The sequence below is a fragment of the Vibrio thalassae genome, assembly GCF_900089835.1.
Classification (GTDB): Bacteria; Pseudomonadota; Gammaproteobacteria; order Enterobacterales; family Vibrionaceae; genus Vibrio; species Vibrio thalassae.
The window spans coordinates 18942-33113 of the sequence record NZ_OANU01000101.1; the positions used below are offsets into that span (position 1 = coordinate 18942).

Annotated in this window: 12 protein-coding genes and 1 rRNA gene; 10 read left to right on the forward strand and 3 right to left on the reverse strand. The window is 45.1% G+C overall.

Annotation, left to right across the window (positions count from 1 at the left end; translation table 11 throughout):
* Positions 1 to 49: 49 nt before the first annotated feature.
* The gene (gene rarD / locus VTH8203_RS19240; protein WP_096995094.1) at positions 50 to 961 is read right to left on the reverse strand and encodes an EamA family transporter RarD; all 912 of its coding nucleotides are present in this window, start codon (positions 959 to 961) and stop codon (positions 50 to 52) included.
* Positions 962 to 1161: 200 nt separating this feature from the next.
* Here rarD and recQ point away from each other — a divergent pair, with 200 nt between their 5' ends.
* From recQ to VTH8203_RS19255, 3 genes are all read left to right on the forward strand, one after another.
* Positions 1162 to 2997: an ATP-dependent DNA helicase RecQ gene (recQ, locus tag VTH8203_RS19245; RefSeq protein ID WP_096995095.1), complete on the forward strand. Its 1836-nt coding sequence runs from the start codon at positions 1162 to 1164 to the stop codon at positions 2995 to 2997.
* Positions 2990 to 3292, forward strand: a complete 303-nt coding sequence (locus tag VTH8203_RS19250) for a DUF3630 family protein (RefSeq protein WP_096995096.1) — start codon at positions 2990 to 2992, stop codon at positions 3290 to 3292. The genes recQ and VTH8203_RS19250 overlap by 8 nt, the downstream gene beginning before the upstream one ends.
* Before the next feature lie 172 nt (positions 3293 to 3464).
* Positions 3465 to 4136 (forward strand): 7-cyano-7-deazaguanine/7-aminomethyl-7-deazaguanine transporter, encoded by a 672-nt coding sequence (locus tag VTH8203_RS19255; protein ID WP_006074581.1) that lies wholly within the window; start codon positions 3465 to 3467, stop codon positions 4134 to 4136.
* 66 nt (positions 4137 to 4202) lie between these two features.
* Here the strand turns inward: VTH8203_RS19255 and gppA are convergent, their stop codons facing one another.
* Together gppA and rhlB are read right to left on the reverse strand one after the other, a co-directional pair.
* Positions 4203 to 5699, reverse strand: coding sequence for a guanosine-5'-triphosphate,3'-diphosphate diphosphatase (gene gppA, locus VTH8203_RS19260; RefSeq protein WP_096995097.1), 1497 nt, complete (start codon positions 5697 to 5699; stop codon positions 4203 to 4205).
* Between the two features lie 19 nt (positions 5700 to 5718).
* Positions 5719 to 7011 (reverse strand): ATP-dependent RNA helicase RhlB, encoded by a 1293-nt coding sequence (gene rhlB / locus VTH8203_RS19265; RefSeq protein ID WP_096995099.1) that lies wholly within the window; start codon positions 7009 to 7011, stop codon positions 5719 to 5721.
* Positions 7012 to 7119: 108 nt separating this feature from the next.
* On the opposite strand from rhlB, the gene trxA reads away from it, so the two are divergent.
* The 7 genes from trxA to VTH8203_RS19300 all read left to right on the forward strand — a co-directional run.
* Positions 7120 to 7446: a thioredoxin TrxA gene (gene trxA / locus VTH8203_RS19270; RefSeq protein WP_096995101.1), complete on the forward strand. Its 327-nt coding sequence runs from the start codon at positions 7120 to 7122 to the stop codon at positions 7444 to 7446.
* Between the two features lie 192 nt (positions 7447 to 7638).
* Positions 7639 to 8898 carry a transcription termination factor Rho gene (gene rho / locus VTH8203_RS19275; RefSeq protein ID WP_096995103.1) on the forward strand — a complete coding sequence of 420 codons (1260 nt, stop codon included), beginning with the start codon at positions 7639 to 7641 and terminating at the stop codon, positions 8896 to 8898.
* Positions 8899 to 9017: 119 nt separating this feature from the next.
* On the forward strand, positions 9018 to 10016 hold the full coding sequence (locus tag VTH8203_RS19280) for a hypothetical protein (RefSeq protein WP_096995104.1): 999 nt from the start codon (positions 9018 to 9020) through the stop codon (positions 10014 to 10016).
* 86 nt (positions 10017 to 10102) lie between these two features.
* The gene (gene ubiD, locus VTH8203_RS19285; protein WP_096995106.1) at positions 10103 to 11968 is read left to right on the forward strand and encodes a 4-hydroxy-3-polyprenylbenzoate decarboxylase; all 1866 of its coding nucleotides are present in this window, start codon (positions 10103 to 10105) and stop codon (positions 11966 to 11968) included.
* Positions 11965 to 12237 carry a 2Fe-2S iron-sulfur cluster-binding protein gene (locus VTH8203_RS19290; RefSeq protein ID WP_096995107.1) on the forward strand — a complete coding sequence of 91 codons (273 nt, stop codon included), beginning with the start codon at positions 11965 to 11967 and terminating at the stop codon, positions 12235 to 12237. The genes ubiD and VTH8203_RS19290 overlap by 4 nt, the downstream gene beginning before the upstream one ends.
* A 12-nt stretch (positions 12238 to 12249) precedes the next feature.
* Positions 12250 to 12963 (forward strand): NAD(P)H-flavin reductase, encoded by a 714-nt coding sequence (gene fre, locus VTH8203_RS19295; protein ID WP_096995109.1) that lies wholly within the window; start codon positions 12250 to 12252, stop codon positions 12961 to 12963.
* A 512-nt stretch (positions 12964 to 13475) separates the two neighbouring features.
* Positions 13476 to 14172 (forward strand): 16S ribosomal RNA (locus VTH8203_RS19300); the annotation flags it as partial.

Here is a 14172-nt window from a genome sequence, read left to right on the forward strand (position 1 = left end):
ATCTTTGGTTGATAAAAGGTGTCTTGTAAAAAACGGACACCTCGACTGATTATTGAGCTTTTAATCTTTTATTACTTCGGCTGGTTTTAATGCCATCAAAACTGAACACCACCAAGGCACTCCAAATAAAGACGAATGTCATTGCTTTGTCTAATGTGAAGGCTTCGCCATAAACCAAGACGGCAAGCAAGAACATGAGACTAGGGCCAATGTATTGGAAAAAACCGAGAGTCGATAGCTTCAATCGAGTCGCCGCACCTGTAAAGCACAGTAGAGGTAATGTGGTAATCACGCCCGCAGAAATCAGTAGAATGTTCAATGTTGCTGGATTGGCAAACATATTGGATGTTGGCGTACTAGCGATGAACAACAGATAGATTGCTGCGGCGGGCAACATGACTAACGTCTCGATAAACAATCCAGTTTGTGCATCCAAGCTGACTTTTTTCCTTAATAGCCCATACAAACCAAAACTCATGGCTAGGGCAAGTGCGACCACGGGCACAGAGCCAAATGCGATAAGCTGTATTAAAACGCCAATAGTGGCTAAGGCGACAGCGAACCATTGCAGTTTTCGTAATCGTTCTCCTAAGAACAACATACCTAAAATGACGTTAATCAACGGGTTAATATAGTAGCCCAGACTGGCATCTAACATATGATTAGAGTTGACGGCCCAAATGAAAATCAACCAGTTCACACCCACTAATAACGCGGTAGTAAACAAGTAGCCCATTTTCTTTTTAGAACGGAACACGTCTCTTACACTGCGCCAATGGCGGCCAAAATGGAGTAAAGCAGTTAATAGAAAGAACGACCAAATCACGCGGTGACTTAAAATTTCTAGTGGTGATACTTCAGACAGAGCCTTGAAGTAAATCGGAGCAATACCCCACATGGTATAGGCGCCGATAGCCAAAAGTACGCCTTGTTTGGCTCTCTGTTGTTCTTCTAGTGACATACAAATTTTCTCAAGAGAAGGCCATTGGGCCGTAAAGGGAAGAAAGGCACTGAGTATAACCCGTTGTTATCTATTGGACTAATTATTGCGCGTTTTACAGACGTTTTTTTATTGTTATTGGCTATGATTATGAGTTTCTTTCCCATGGGAACATCTCTACAATGTAGCGTTTTCGACCTATCATTTTCTCGGGATATCGCATGACCGCTGTGTTACTTGCTGAACAATCTGAATCTCAACCAAGTTCACAGTCTGTGTTGGAATCCGTGTTCGGTTATCAAGAGTTTCGTGCCGGGCAACAAGAAGTGATCGACAATGCCATTGCTGGCAACGATGGTTTGGTGATTATGCCAACGGGTGGGGGAAAGTCTCTGTGCTACCAAATTCCAGCGTTGGTTCGCAGTGGTGTGACCCTAGTGATTTCGCCGCTGATTTCTTTAATGAAAGACCAAGTTGATCAGTTGAAAGCAGATGGCGTTGCCGCTGAGTGTATAAACTCGACTCAATCCAGAGAAACGCTAATCGATATCTACCGCCGAATGAACAGCGGTCAGCTGAAGCTGATTTACGTGTCGCCGGAACGTGTGTTAATGCACGACTTCATTGAACGGTTAGAGCACATTAACTTGTCGATGATCGCGGTTGATGAAGCGCACTGTATTTCTCAATGGGGACATGATTTTCGACCGGAATATGCGGCGTTAGGTCGATTAAAAGAGTTATTTCCTTTCGTTCCTATGGTGGCGTTGACTGCCACGGCAGATGATGCGACTCGCAAAGACATTATCCATCGTCTTAGTCTCAATAATCCCCATGAATATCTTGGTAGTTTTGACCGGCCGAATATCCGCTACACCTTGATTGAGAAACATAAACCAGTCTCACAAATTGTGCGCTTCTTAGAAGAGAACAAAGGAGGCAGCGGCATCATCTATTGTGGTAGTCGTAAGAAAGTCGAGATGTTGACGGAGAAACTGTGTGCCAACCATGTACGCGCTGCTGGGTATCACGCTGGAATGGATATGGATGAAAGAGCCTATGTCCAAGACGCGTTTCAACGTGATGATATTCAAGTAGTTGTTGCGACAGTGGCCTTTGGTATGGGGATTAACAAGCCCAATGTGCGTTTCGTTGCGCACTTTGATATTCCTCGTAATATTGAGTCTTACTATCAAGAAACTGGGCGAGCAGGGCGTGATGGCTTGCCAGCAGAAGCAATGATGCTCTACGACCCTGCCGATATTGGCTGGTTGCGTCGTATGTTGGATGAAAAAGAAGAAGGTCCGCAAAAGCAGGTTGAAAGTCATAAGCTCAACGCCATGAGCGCGTTTGCTGAAGCACAAACCTGCCGTCGCCAAGTGCTGCTGAACTATTTCGGTGAGTACAGTGAGAAGCCATGTGGCAACTGCGATATATGTCTCGACCCGCCGAAACATTTTGATGCGACGCAAGAAGCGCAAAAAGCGTTGTCTTGTGTCTATCGTGTCAACCAGAACTTTGGTATTAGCTATGTGGTTGAAGTATTGCGTGGTATGTCGAATATTCGTATTCGTGAACATGGGCACGACAAACTGACGACGTATGGCATTGGACGTGATCATAGTCATGATTATTGGGTGAGTATATTTAGGCAGCTCATACACAAAGGTTTACTGAGCCAAAATATCACCCGCAACTCGACATTGCAGCTGACCGAAGAGGCTCGCCCTCTGTTACGTGGAGAAAACAGCCTAGAGTTGGCAGTGCCTCGATTGGATACAGCTGCACGAAGTGCCAAATCTGACAAACTTGCTTCTAAACACTACGATAAGAAGCTGTTTGCTAAATTGCGTAAGCTACGGAAATCGATTGCTGATGAAGATGGTTTACCTCCTTATGTCGTCTTCAGTGATGCGACGCTGATTGATATGGCAGAAATACTGCCCACCTCTTACGGTGAAATGTTGGCGGTGAATGGAGTAGGTGAACGCAAGTTAGAGAAGTATGCCGACCCTTTCCTTGATCTCATACAGGAGTATTTGACCCAATATGGCTGATTTTGGTTTGCGAGATTATATCGAAGCGGAAGGAAAGTTAGTGCTAATGACACCCAGCTTTGATTTTGACAGTTTTGATGCCATCGCCAGTTCATTAGTTGCACAGTTATCTGCCACTGTAGTTGAAAAACAATGGGATGCAGACATTCATACGTGGCTGGTGGATTTTGAAGGTTGTCGAATATTATTGAAAGGCGAGCATTATAGTGAGCTCATGTGGTTCGAAGCGTTAGATGTGGCAGGGAGTAAGGAAGAGTTTGATTTTCTTGCGAGTCTATTTCGACGCGGATTCTAGTCTATTGTTGACGGGAAACGTTTGCTCTATATCGAGTTGTTGCACCTAAAATTGATTAATGTATAATCGCCCGCCGCTACCTAAGTAGCCAACAAACACTTAATTTTAGTAACCAGAGGCTGTGCCTCACCTTGGGTTCCCTCAACCCCAAGCAAAACGAAAAAGGTACAATATGAGCCCGTTTTCTCCTGCGCAGCAGCGCAAAGCCCTGACATTTTTAGTTCTCTTCCATCTAGTGATTATTGCATCCAGTAATTATCTAGTGCAGCTACCCTTTACTATTTTTGGTTTCCACACCACGTGGGGCGCTTTTACTTTTCCGTTTATCTTCTTGGCAACGGATTTGACTGTACGTATTTTCGGTGCCGGGTTAGCACGAAGAATCATTTTCCTCGTTATGTTGCCCGCGCTGGCTGTGTCGTATGCATTATCGGTACTGTTCTTTGAAGGTCAGTTTCAAGGATTGAGTCATCTAGGAGAGTTTAACCTGTTCGTTGCGCGTATTGCGGCGGCAAGTTTTATGGCCTATCTGTTGGGACAAATTCTTGATGTACATGTCTTCAACCGTTTACGTCAAATGAAGCAATGGTGGGTGGCACCGACCTGTTCTACACTATTTGGTAATGCGCTTGATACCTTAGCCTTCTTTGCTATCGCATTTTACCAAAGTCCAGATCCGTTTATGGCTGAGCATTGGACAGAAATCGCCTTAGTCGATTACGGCTTTAAGTTGGTGATCAGCCTTGGCTTATTTGTTCCTATGTATGGTGTGTTATTGAACTTCTTAGTGAAGAAGTTAACCGCAGTAAACCCGAATATTTCGGTGACTGGCGTGAACGCGTAGTCGTCAAACAATAAAAAAAATCCCGAATATCAAGATTCGGGATTTTTTTTATCTTCGTACTATCGGTTAGATCGCTTGAATGTCGAGTGGCCAGCCCATGTCAGATTGACGGTTGGATTCAATTTCTAACTCCGCTGCAGACAACGGATTTTGCTCTAGCCACTGTTTATCTATCGATAAGGTAAGTCGATTATCTTTGCACGCTACTGAGATATTAGGCTGTAACTCTCGCTTACGTCTATGAGTGATAATTACCGCTAAACGTAAGAGTCGTAGTACACGCTCGGCACTTTTACTTGACAGCGCATGCTGTGCTGGAAAAGGACTCAGTTGGTCTTTATAACGACGTACAACTTCCGCTAACAGGTGTTTTTGTGCACGAGTAAAACCCGGTAAATCTAAGTTGGTTAGTAAGTACGCACTATGTTCGCCAGCCTTTTTGAAATCGAGAGTAAGACCAATTTCGTGAAGCTTGGACGCACATTCGAGCAACGCAGGTGCTTGTGGCTCTTCAAGCCAGGTATCACCACCACAATCTTTGAGCAGTTGCAGAGCTGTAGTTGCAACCTGTTCGCCGTATTCCACATCTAACTGACAGCGTGATTGAACGCTATTGATGGTTCGAGCACGGATGTCATCTTGTTGCAGCTCCTCGACCATGTCATACACCATACCTTCACGCAATGCGCCTCCGGCTAGTGTCATGGAGTCGATGTTGAGCAGCTCAAAGATGGCGATCAGAATAGAGAGACCACTTGGGAAGACGAGGGCACGTTCTAAAGTTAGGCCGTCGATATCAAGCTCTTCCAAGTGATCGGCTTGCATGGCTTGTTTTTGAAGACGCTTTAGTTTGGCATGAGTGATAACTTCATCCATACCTTGAGCCAGCATGATCTCTTGCAGTGCTTGCACGGTACCACTAGCGCCAACGCACACATCCCAGCCAATATGCTGGTAGTTGTCCAGAATTGGTGTGAGTGCTTGCTTAGCTCCTTCAATGGCACGTTCAAAGTTCGCTCTATTAAGTTGACGGTCTTTGAAGTAGTGCTCTAGCCAAGTCACACAGCCCATTTTTAAACTGGTGAGAGCTTTAGGTTCAAAGCCTTCACCGATGATGAGCTCTGTACTGGCTCCACCAATGTCGACGACTAAGCGACGACCAGTACCACCTGAGGTATGAGCCACCCCTTTATAGATGGTCGCAGCTTCTTCTTCACCACTAATGACTTGAATAGGATAACCGAGAATGTCGTTGGCCTTCTTTAAGAAAATATCCACATTGGTCGCGGTTCTCAAAGTCGCAGTCCCAACGATACGAATATTTTCTTTTGGAATGTCTTGTAGCCTTTCAGCGAAAAGACTCAAACAATCCCAGCCGCGTTGCATCGCTTCTTGACTAAGGGCTAACTCGGCATCTAGACCAGCGGCTAGACGAACTTTCCGCTTAATTTTAGCCATCGTTTGAACACTGCCATCAATATGACGAACTACCAACATATGGAAACTGTTGGAGCCTAAATCAATGGCAGCGTAAAGTGGCGAAGAATTCACTGCGAGACTCATAAATACTGCTTACTTCCTGTTAAGATCGTGGCGCTCTTGGCCTTCTTTGAGGCTTTCTGTTTGACGGTCTTGAACCACCAGTGTTGGTACGGCGCTGACCTGAGTTACGACTTTTCAGAACAAGTGGCGCAGGCAGTTCTGTAAGTAGTGCGCTGGAATCGTAGTCAGAGACTGGGATTTGGTGCTCAATGTATTCTTCAATCGCTGGCAAATTGATCGCGTATTCTTCACAAGCAAAACTGATGGAGTGACCACTTGCACCAGCACGACCAGTACGGCCAATACGGTGAACGTAATCTTCGCAATCGTCTGGCAAGTCGTAGTTAAAAACGTGAGTTACTTGAGGAATATGCAGACCACGCGCCGCTACATCGGTAGCAACCAGAATATCGACATCACCACGTGTAAACTGCTCTAGGATTTTCTCACGCTTCTTCTGAGGAACATCACCAGTAAGTAGCCCGACACGGTGACCGTCGGCAGCCAAGTGGCCCCAGACTTTCTCACACTTGTGTTTAGTGTTAGCAAAAATAATCGCGCGATCTGGCCACTCTTCTTCTACAAGTGTTTGTAGCAGAGCCATTTTTTCATTGTTCGATGGATAGAACAGCTCTTCTTGAATTCGATGACCAGTTTTTTGCTCTGGCTCGACAACAACGTGCTCAGGGTTGTGCATGTGTTCGAAGGCCAGTTCTTGAACTCGGTAAGACAGTGTTGCTGAGAACAGCATGTTCAAACGGTCTTTTGGCTCAGGCATGCGACGGAACAAAAAACGAATGTCTTTAATAAAACCAAGATCGAACATGCGATCGGCTTCATCCAACACTACGGCTTGAATGTTGTTTAGGTTGAAAACACGCTGCTTGTAGAAGTCGATAATACGACCACAGGTACCGATAAGAATATCGACGCCTTCTTCGATCTTAGCCAACTGCTTGTCGTAGCTGTCGCCACCATAGGCAAGTGCGGTCTTTAGCCCTGTACTCTCAATCAACGGCTTGGCATCGTTTTGGATCTGGATAGCAAGTTCGCGGGTTGGAGCCATGATAATCGCACGCGGTTGATTCGGTTTGCGGCCATCATGTTCTGGCGTTGTTAGTAGGTGATTAAAGGTAGCAGTTAAAAACGCAAGCGTTTTTCCAGTCCCGGTTTGGGCCTGTCCTGCAATATCTCGGCCGGCGAGCAGTACCGGCAACGCCAAGGCTTGGATAGGGGTACAATATTTGAACCCTTTTTTTTCCAATCCTTCAATGATTTGCGGGTGCAAATCTAATTCGGCGAACTTTTGCTCTGTGATATGCGTCTTTTTCATCGGTATAGAATATCAGCTTAAGCTTGCAATACGAAGGTAAATACATTCCAATAGGAGATCTAATTGTTGGTGATTATCTCATCAATACAAAAAATATCGGAGTGAAAGATGAGTGAAAAGATTTTGCAGCTGACGGATGACGGTTTTGAAACTGACGTAATTAACGCTGCAGGCCCGGTTCTTGTTGACTTCTGGGCGGAGTGGTGTGGTCCTTGTAAAATGATTGCCCCAATCCTCGATGAAATCGCAGAGGAGTACGAAGGCAAACTCACTATCGGCAAACTTAACATTGACCAAAACGCAGGTACTCCACCTAAGTTTGGTATTCGCGGTATCCCAACGCTACTTCTTTTCAAAGATGGTGGCGTAGCAGCAACGAAAGTTGGTGCATTATCAAAGACTCAACTTAAAGAGTTCTTGGATGCGAATCTATAATGAAAAGTAATGAAAACCGTGTATCTTAACAAATACACGGTTTTGTTTTTTTCAAAGCTAGACTAGACTCAGTTTTAGTGATAATTTATCGCACGTAAAATAAACAAGTGTTCACTTCTTGGTCGATCCTGAGACCAAATCCTTCTTAATAACAAAACAGATCCTATTTTGACTAAACAAACATCCACCACAATGAACTTAACAGAATTGAAGAACAGACCTGTTTCTGAGCTCGTTAAACTTGGCGAATCTCTTGGTCTGGAAAACTTAGCTCGTCTGCGTAAGCAAGACATCATTTTCGCCATCTTAAAAGCCCATGCGAAAAGTGGTGAAGATATCTTTGGTGACGGGGTCTTAGAGATTCTTCAAGACGGTTTTGGTTTCCTGCGTAGCGCAGACAGTTCGTACCTAGCAGGTCCAGACGACATCTATGTTTCTCCAAGTCAGATTCGTCGTTTTAACCTTCGCACTGGTGACTCAATCGCTGGTAAGATTCGTCCACCTAAAGACGGTGAGCGCTATTTTGCGCTGTTAAAAGTTAACACGGTTAATGACGACAAACCTGATAACGCGCGTAACAAGATTCTTTTTGAAAACTTAACACCTCTACATGCTAACGAACGCATGATAATGGAGCGTGGTAACGGTTCAACAGAAGACATTACCGCTCGTGTTCTTGACCTTGCATCTCCGATTGGTAAAGGTCAACGTGGCCTGATTGTCGCTCCGCCAAAAGCGGGTAAGACAATGCTGCTGCAGAACATCGCTCAAAGTATTGCGCATAACCACCCTGAATGTGAATTGATGGTTCTTCTTATCGATGAGCGTCCAGAGGAAGTAACCGAGATGCAACGCCTAGTGAAAGGTGAAGTAGTTGCCTCGACATTTGATGAGCCAGCGTCTCGTCACGTGCAAGTTGCTGAAATGGTGATTGAGAAGGCGAAGCGCCTTGTTGAGCACAAGAAAGACGTGGTTATCCTACTAGACTCTATCACTCGTCTAGCGCGTGCCTACAACACGGTAGTTCCTTCTTCTGGTAAGGTACTTACTGGTGGTGTTGATGCTAACGCCCTGCATCGTCCTAAGCGATTCTTCGGTGCCGCTCGTAATGTAGAAGAAGGTGGAAGCCTAACTATCATCGCAACAGCTCTAGTTGATACTGGTTCTAAGATGGATGAAGTTATCTACGAAGAGTTTAAGGGTACAGGTAACATGGAACTGCACCTAAACCGTAAGATTGCTGAAAAACGTGTATTCCCAGCTATTGACTTTAATCGCTCTGGTACACGTCGTGAAGAGTTGTTGACTAAGCCTGATGAGCTACAGAAAATGTGGATTCTGCGCAAGATTGTTCACCCTATGGGCGAAACAGACGCAATGGAGTTCCTCATTGATAAGTTAGCAATGACGAAGACGAATGATGAGTTCTTTGATGCGATGCGTCGTCAGTAATACATTTTAAGCTGACAGCAAATCTCAGATTTTAAACGTCACCCAATATGGGTGGCGTTTTTGTTTGCACTTAACCTCTTTCCAGCGCACAATATCAAAAGTGTTAACAGGAGGTTAATATGCTACAAGGATGGTTAGCGTCTCTTCTCCTATCATGTGCTGCGTTGTTATCGCTACCAGCATTCGCGTCGAAGGAGATGACGCAACAAGAAGTCAATCAATGGATCAATAATCCTATTGTTCAGCAAAAAGTCACCGAATATATGGACTTGGTGATGAAAGATGAGATTGATGGATTAAAATTTGCTCTTAATCGTTTGGCGCTTCCTCAACAGGAGGTGGCTAGGTATGTGCTGTTACAAGAAATCGAGCAGCGCGGCATCATCTTGACGCCCAAAATGGCGATCTTCGTAAAAAGTCAAAAATCGCTCCCTACGACCTATACCATGTTGGAACGCGGTGATGGTTATGAATTTTCAATACCTGCGTTTAATTATCCCGCTATCTCTGCTCGCCTGATAAAAAGTTGGAACAGTGACCAAAAAACTCTCGAATTCATATTGCGAGTTGAAAGGGAAGATCTTGTGCTGCGAGATTGGCTATCACAGGGAACGGATTACGACAGGCAAATACGGGAAGATTTATTAGTTCATGAATTTGATAGTCTGTCATTAGAAGCCAATGCCTATTTGACCAAACAACTGACAGAGGCAACGATTACCGAGTGGTTACCTTCAACTCGCGTGTTAGTACGTATGGCGCAAGTTAATCAGGATGAAAAGTTGTATGAGCTGCTTTGGAAAATGCGCGCGGACTATCACAGTCAAGCTGAACTAGAACGTTTGGCTCAGGTGAAATCGCCTTTCGCGATGCAACAGATCATGCTTGCATCTCGTAATCCTAGTTTAAAACAACAAGCCATTACAGAACTGGCCAGTATTAGTCCGTTACCTGAGAACGTAAAACAGTTTCTGGTTGCTCGTATGACAAGTGTTGACGATGCCAGCTTCGTTGCGACTCAATTAGCGCAAAATGGCCATAGTGGTTGGGTTAGAGATGTGGTTTCATCCAACAATCAAGTAAAAACGAGTCTGATTATGCAGGCTTTGTCCAACTAGTATCATCCATTGTTTGACGTGCAAATTTCACTCATAGGTGGGTTTGCGTATATAATGCGAACATCTTTCAAGGCGATGTTACCCCTATGAATTTTAAGGATTTAAGAGATTTTATTCAGCACTTGGAAAACCAAGGGCTACTTAAACGCATTTCTCACCCTGTCGACCCAGACTATGAAATGACGGAGATCAGTGACCGCACATTGCGAGCGGGTGGTCCGGCATTATTGTTCGAAAACCCAATTGGTTACGATGTTCCTGTGCTAACCAATTTGTTTGGTACTTCTGAACGAGTCGCTATTGGTATGGGGCGTAAGCAGGTCTCTGAGCTTCGTGAAGTGGGTAAGTTATTGGCTTACCTAAAAGAGCCTGAGCCGCCGAGAGGATTTAAAGATGCGATCGATAAGATTCCGGTCTTTAAACAAGTCCTCAATATGCCCGTCAAAAGATTGCGCAAGGCAAAGTGCCAAGAAATAGTTTGGCAAGGTGAAGAAGTCGATCTTGATAAAATTCCAGTGATGAGCTGTTGGCCAGACGATGTTGCGCCACTTCTTACCTGGGGGCTGACGGTAACGAGAGGACCCAATAAGAAGCGACAAAACCTAGGTATCTATCGTCAGCAGAAGATCGCTAAGAATAAAATCATCATGCGCTGGCTTGCTCACCGAGGTGGCGCATTAGATCTACGTGATTGGATGGAAACCAATCCAGGTAAACCTTTTCCAGTATCGGTTGCTTTCGGTGCAGACCCCGCCACTATCTTAGGGGCGGTAACTCCTGTACCAGATACGTTGTCAGAGTACGCGTTTGCTGGTTTATTACGGGGTGAAAAAACTGAAGTGATCAAATCCATCAGTAACGATTTAGAGGTTCCGGCGAGTGCGGAGATCGTTCTTGAAGGCTACATTGACCCGAATGAGTTTGCAGATGAGGGACCTTATGGTGATCACACGGGTTACTACAACGAAGTAGAAAAACACCATGTGTTTACCATTACTCACGTTACTATGCGTCAGAATCCTATCTATCACAGCACGTATACTGGACGTCCACCGGATGAACCTGCCGTATTAGGTGTGGCGCTTAACGAAGTCTTTGTGCCAATTTTACAAAAGCAATTTCCTGAAATAGAGGATTTTTATCTTCCACCGGAAGGTTGCTCATATCGCATGGCAGTCGTGACAATGAAAAAGCAATACCCTGGTCATGCAAAACGGGTAATGATGGGGGTATGGTCATTCCTTCGACAATTTATGTATACCAAGTTTGTTATTGTTTGCGATGAAAGTGTCAATGCTCGCAGTTGGACTGACGTCACTCAGGCGATGAATGAGCATATGTTGCCAGGTCGAGATACGTTGATGATTGAAAGCACCCCCATTGACTCTTTGGACTTTGCCTCTCCGGTTGTTGGGCTTGGTTCGAAAATGGGTCTGGATGCAACAATAAAGTGGGATGCAGAGATTGCTCTTGGAGCGAGTAAATTTGGAACGTCACCATCTACCTTAACGACTCAGGCATTTGATGAAAATGCATTAAAAACCGAGATCGTTACCCAGTATCCTGAAATTATCGATGTGTATGTCGCGCCGGGAACAGGGACAAGTCGGATGGTGCTACTGACATTGAATAAACAACGCGCGGGTCAGGCAGTGGCAGTAATGAAAGGTATTGCTGATTTAGCCGCTCGCTACTTTGACGTTAAGTTTATGGTAGCGTGTGATGAAGACGTCAATGTTAGAGACTGGAATGATGTAATTTGGGCAATCACTACAAGAATGGATCCGGCTCGTGATACTGTCATTATCAATGATGTGAGTTCTCGAGCTCTATTCGATGCCACCAACAAACTGGAAACAGAAGTGGAGCGCGAATGGGGGGTTCCAATAAAGAAAGATCCACAATTGGTCGAGAAGATAGACGCTATTTGGGATGAGCTTAATATCTTATGAGCAGGCGTGTTTGGCTAAAGCCTCAGAATCTTGGATTTACGGTTAGCGATGGGGAAACCATCTTAGAGGCAGCGCTCAACCAAAATCTTGCGTTTCCACATCGATGCCAAGTCGGAGCCTGTGCTTCGTGCTTATGTCGAATAGAGTCTGGGCAAGTCAGTTATGATCTAGAGCCAATGTTAACTGAGAAAGAAAAGCAGCAAGGTTGGATGTTCTCGTGCCTTGCTTATGCTGAAAGCGATCTAGTGATCACCTTCAGTGACGAATAAAAGAGATAAAACATGACAATAAAATGTAAAGTAAAGTCGATTGAGCCCTTAGCAGCAAATACCTATCAAATCTTGTTGCACCCTGAGCAGCCAGTGAGCTTTAAAGCTGGTCAGTATTTAATGGTCGTAATGGGGGAGGCCGATAAGCGCCCTTTCTCGATTGCGAGTAGTCCTTGTCGTCACGAAGGTGAGATCGAACTGCACATTGGTGCAGCTGAGCACAATGCGTACGCTATTGAGGTCGTCGAATCGATGAAACAAGCGCTAGCAAACGGAGGGGACATCACGATTGATGCTCCTCATGGTGAAGCTTGGATTCGTGAAGACAATCAGCGACCTATTTTGCTTATCGCGGGAGGCACAGGATTTAGTTACGTGCGCTCTATTCTTGATCACTGTATTAGCCAAAATATAGAACAGCCGATCCATCTTTATTGGGGTGGTCGTGATGAAGCTCAGCTTTATGCCAAAAAAGAAATGATGGAAATTGCTGACAAGCATCAGCGTATCCAGTTCATTCCTGTGATTGAAGAAGCACTAGCGGATTGGTCGGGGAAAAAAGGTAATGTGCTGCAAGCAGTAAGTGACGATTTCGATACATTGGCGGATTTCGATATCTATATAGCAGGACGATTTGAAATGGCCGGTGCTGCTCGTGAGCAGTTCACGCAAACGAAGCAAGCAAAGTCTGATCATATGTTTGGTGATGCTTACGCATTTATCTAAATGTTAGAGTTTTGTGGCCAAAAGGAGAGTTTTTATACTCTCCTTTTGCTTTTGTGATGCAATTTTCAGCAAAAGCGCTTTTTTTCTAAAAAATATTAAAAAAGGGGTTGCACCAGAAAAGGAACTCCCTATAATGCGCACCACCAGACGGGAAGGCGGCAAAGCAAGAGCCTGAAAGGTCTGGAGGGCAAAAGGCTAAACGAAAATAATTTGAAAAAAGTGGTTGACACGACAAGTTATCTAGTTAAAATGGCCGCCCACTTCAACGGAAAGCGGAAAAGCTCAAAAACGATAGTTTTTATCCCTTGAAGTACTGTTCTTTAACAATATAAACCTATCAATCTGTGTGGGCACTCGTTGATGATAATCAAATTAGATATTTCTCTTAATAAAGAGCGGTATCAAATTAGGTTTCAATGAAACGAAGTGACCATTGAATCGAAAGATTCAGCACAGTCAATTCAAACATTACTTATGTAATGTTCAGTATTCATTGAGCCGAACAAAATCTTAAATTGAAGAGTTTGATCATGGCTCAGATTGAACGCTGGCGGCAGGCCTAACACATGCAAGTCGAGCGGAAACGAGTTAACTGACCCTTCGGGTGACGTTAACGGCGTCGAGCGGCGGACGGGTGAGTAATGCCTGGGAAATTGCCCTGATGTGGGGGATAACCATTGGAAACGATGGCTAATACCGCATAATGCCTTCGGGCCAAAGAGGGGGACCTTCGGGCCTCTCGCGTCAGGATATGCCCAGGTGGGATTAGCTAGTTGGTGAGGTAATGGCTCACCAAGGCGACGATCCCTAGCTGGTCTGAGAGGATGATCAGCCACACTGGAACTGAGACACGGTCCAGACTCCTACGGGAGGCAGCAGTGGGGAATATTGCACAATGGGCGCAAGCCTGATGCAGCCATGCCGCGTGTGTGAAGAAGGCCTTCGGGTTGTAAAGCACTTTCAGTCGTGAGGAAGGTAGTGTAGTTAATAGCTGCATTATTTGACGTTAGCGACAGAAGAAGCACCGGCTAACTCCGTGCCAGCAGCCGCGGTAATACGGAGGGTGCGAGCGTTAATCGGAATTACTGGGCGTAAAGCGCATGCAGGTGGTTCGTTAAGTCAGATGTGAAAGCCCGGGGCTCAACCTCGGAACAGCATTTGAAACTGGCGGACTAGAGTACTGTAGAGGGGGGTAGAATTTCAGGTGTA

Excerpts from the sequence above, each read along its gene's own strand:
- rho (WP_096995103.1), top strand. The coding sequence starts at position 7,639 with ATGAACTTAACAGAATTGAAGAACAGACCTGTTTCTGAGCTCGTTAAA.
- gppA (WP_096995097.1), bottom strand. The coding sequence starts at position 5,699 with ATGAGTCTCGCAGTGAATTCTTCGCCACTTTACGCTGCCATTGATTTA.
- recQ (WP_096995095.1), top strand. The coding sequence starts at position 1,162 with ATGACCGCTGTGTTACTTGCTGAACAATCTGAATCTCAACCAAGTTCA.
- ubiD (WP_096995106.1), top strand. The coding sequence starts at position 10,103 with ATGAATTTTAAGGATTTAAGAGATTTTATTCAGCACTTGGAAAACCAA.
- VTH8203_RS19290 (WP_096995107.1), top strand. The coding sequence starts at position 11,965 with ATGAGCAGGCGTGTTTGGCTAAAGCCTCAGAATCTTGGATTTACGGTT.
- rarD (WP_096995094.1), bottom strand. The coding sequence starts at position 961 with ATGTCACTAGAAGAACAACAGAGAGCCAAACAAGGCGTACTTTTGGCT.
- VTH8203_RS19255 (WP_006074581.1), top strand. The coding sequence starts at position 3,465 with ATGAGCCCGTTTTCTCCTGCGCAGCAGCGCAAAGCCCTGACATTTTTA.
- rhlB (WP_096995099.1), bottom strand. The coding sequence starts at position 7,011 with ATGAAAAAGACGCATATCACAGAGCAAAAGTTCGCCGAATTAGATTTG.
- VTH8203_RS19280 (WP_096995104.1), top strand. The coding sequence starts at position 9,018 with ATGCTACAAGGATGGTTAGCGTCTCTTCTCCTATCATGTGCTGCGTTG.
- fre (WP_096995109.1), top strand. The coding sequence starts at position 12,250 with ATGACAATAAAATGTAAAGTAAAGTCGATTGAGCCCTTAGCAGCAAAT.
- VTH8203_RS19250 (WP_096995096.1), top strand. The coding sequence starts at position 2,990 with ATGGCTGATTTTGGTTTGCGAGATTATATCGAAGCGGAAGGAAAGTTA.
- trxA (WP_096995101.1), top strand. The coding sequence starts at position 7,120 with ATGAGTGAAAAGATTTTGCAGCTGACGGATGACGGTTTTGAAACTGAC.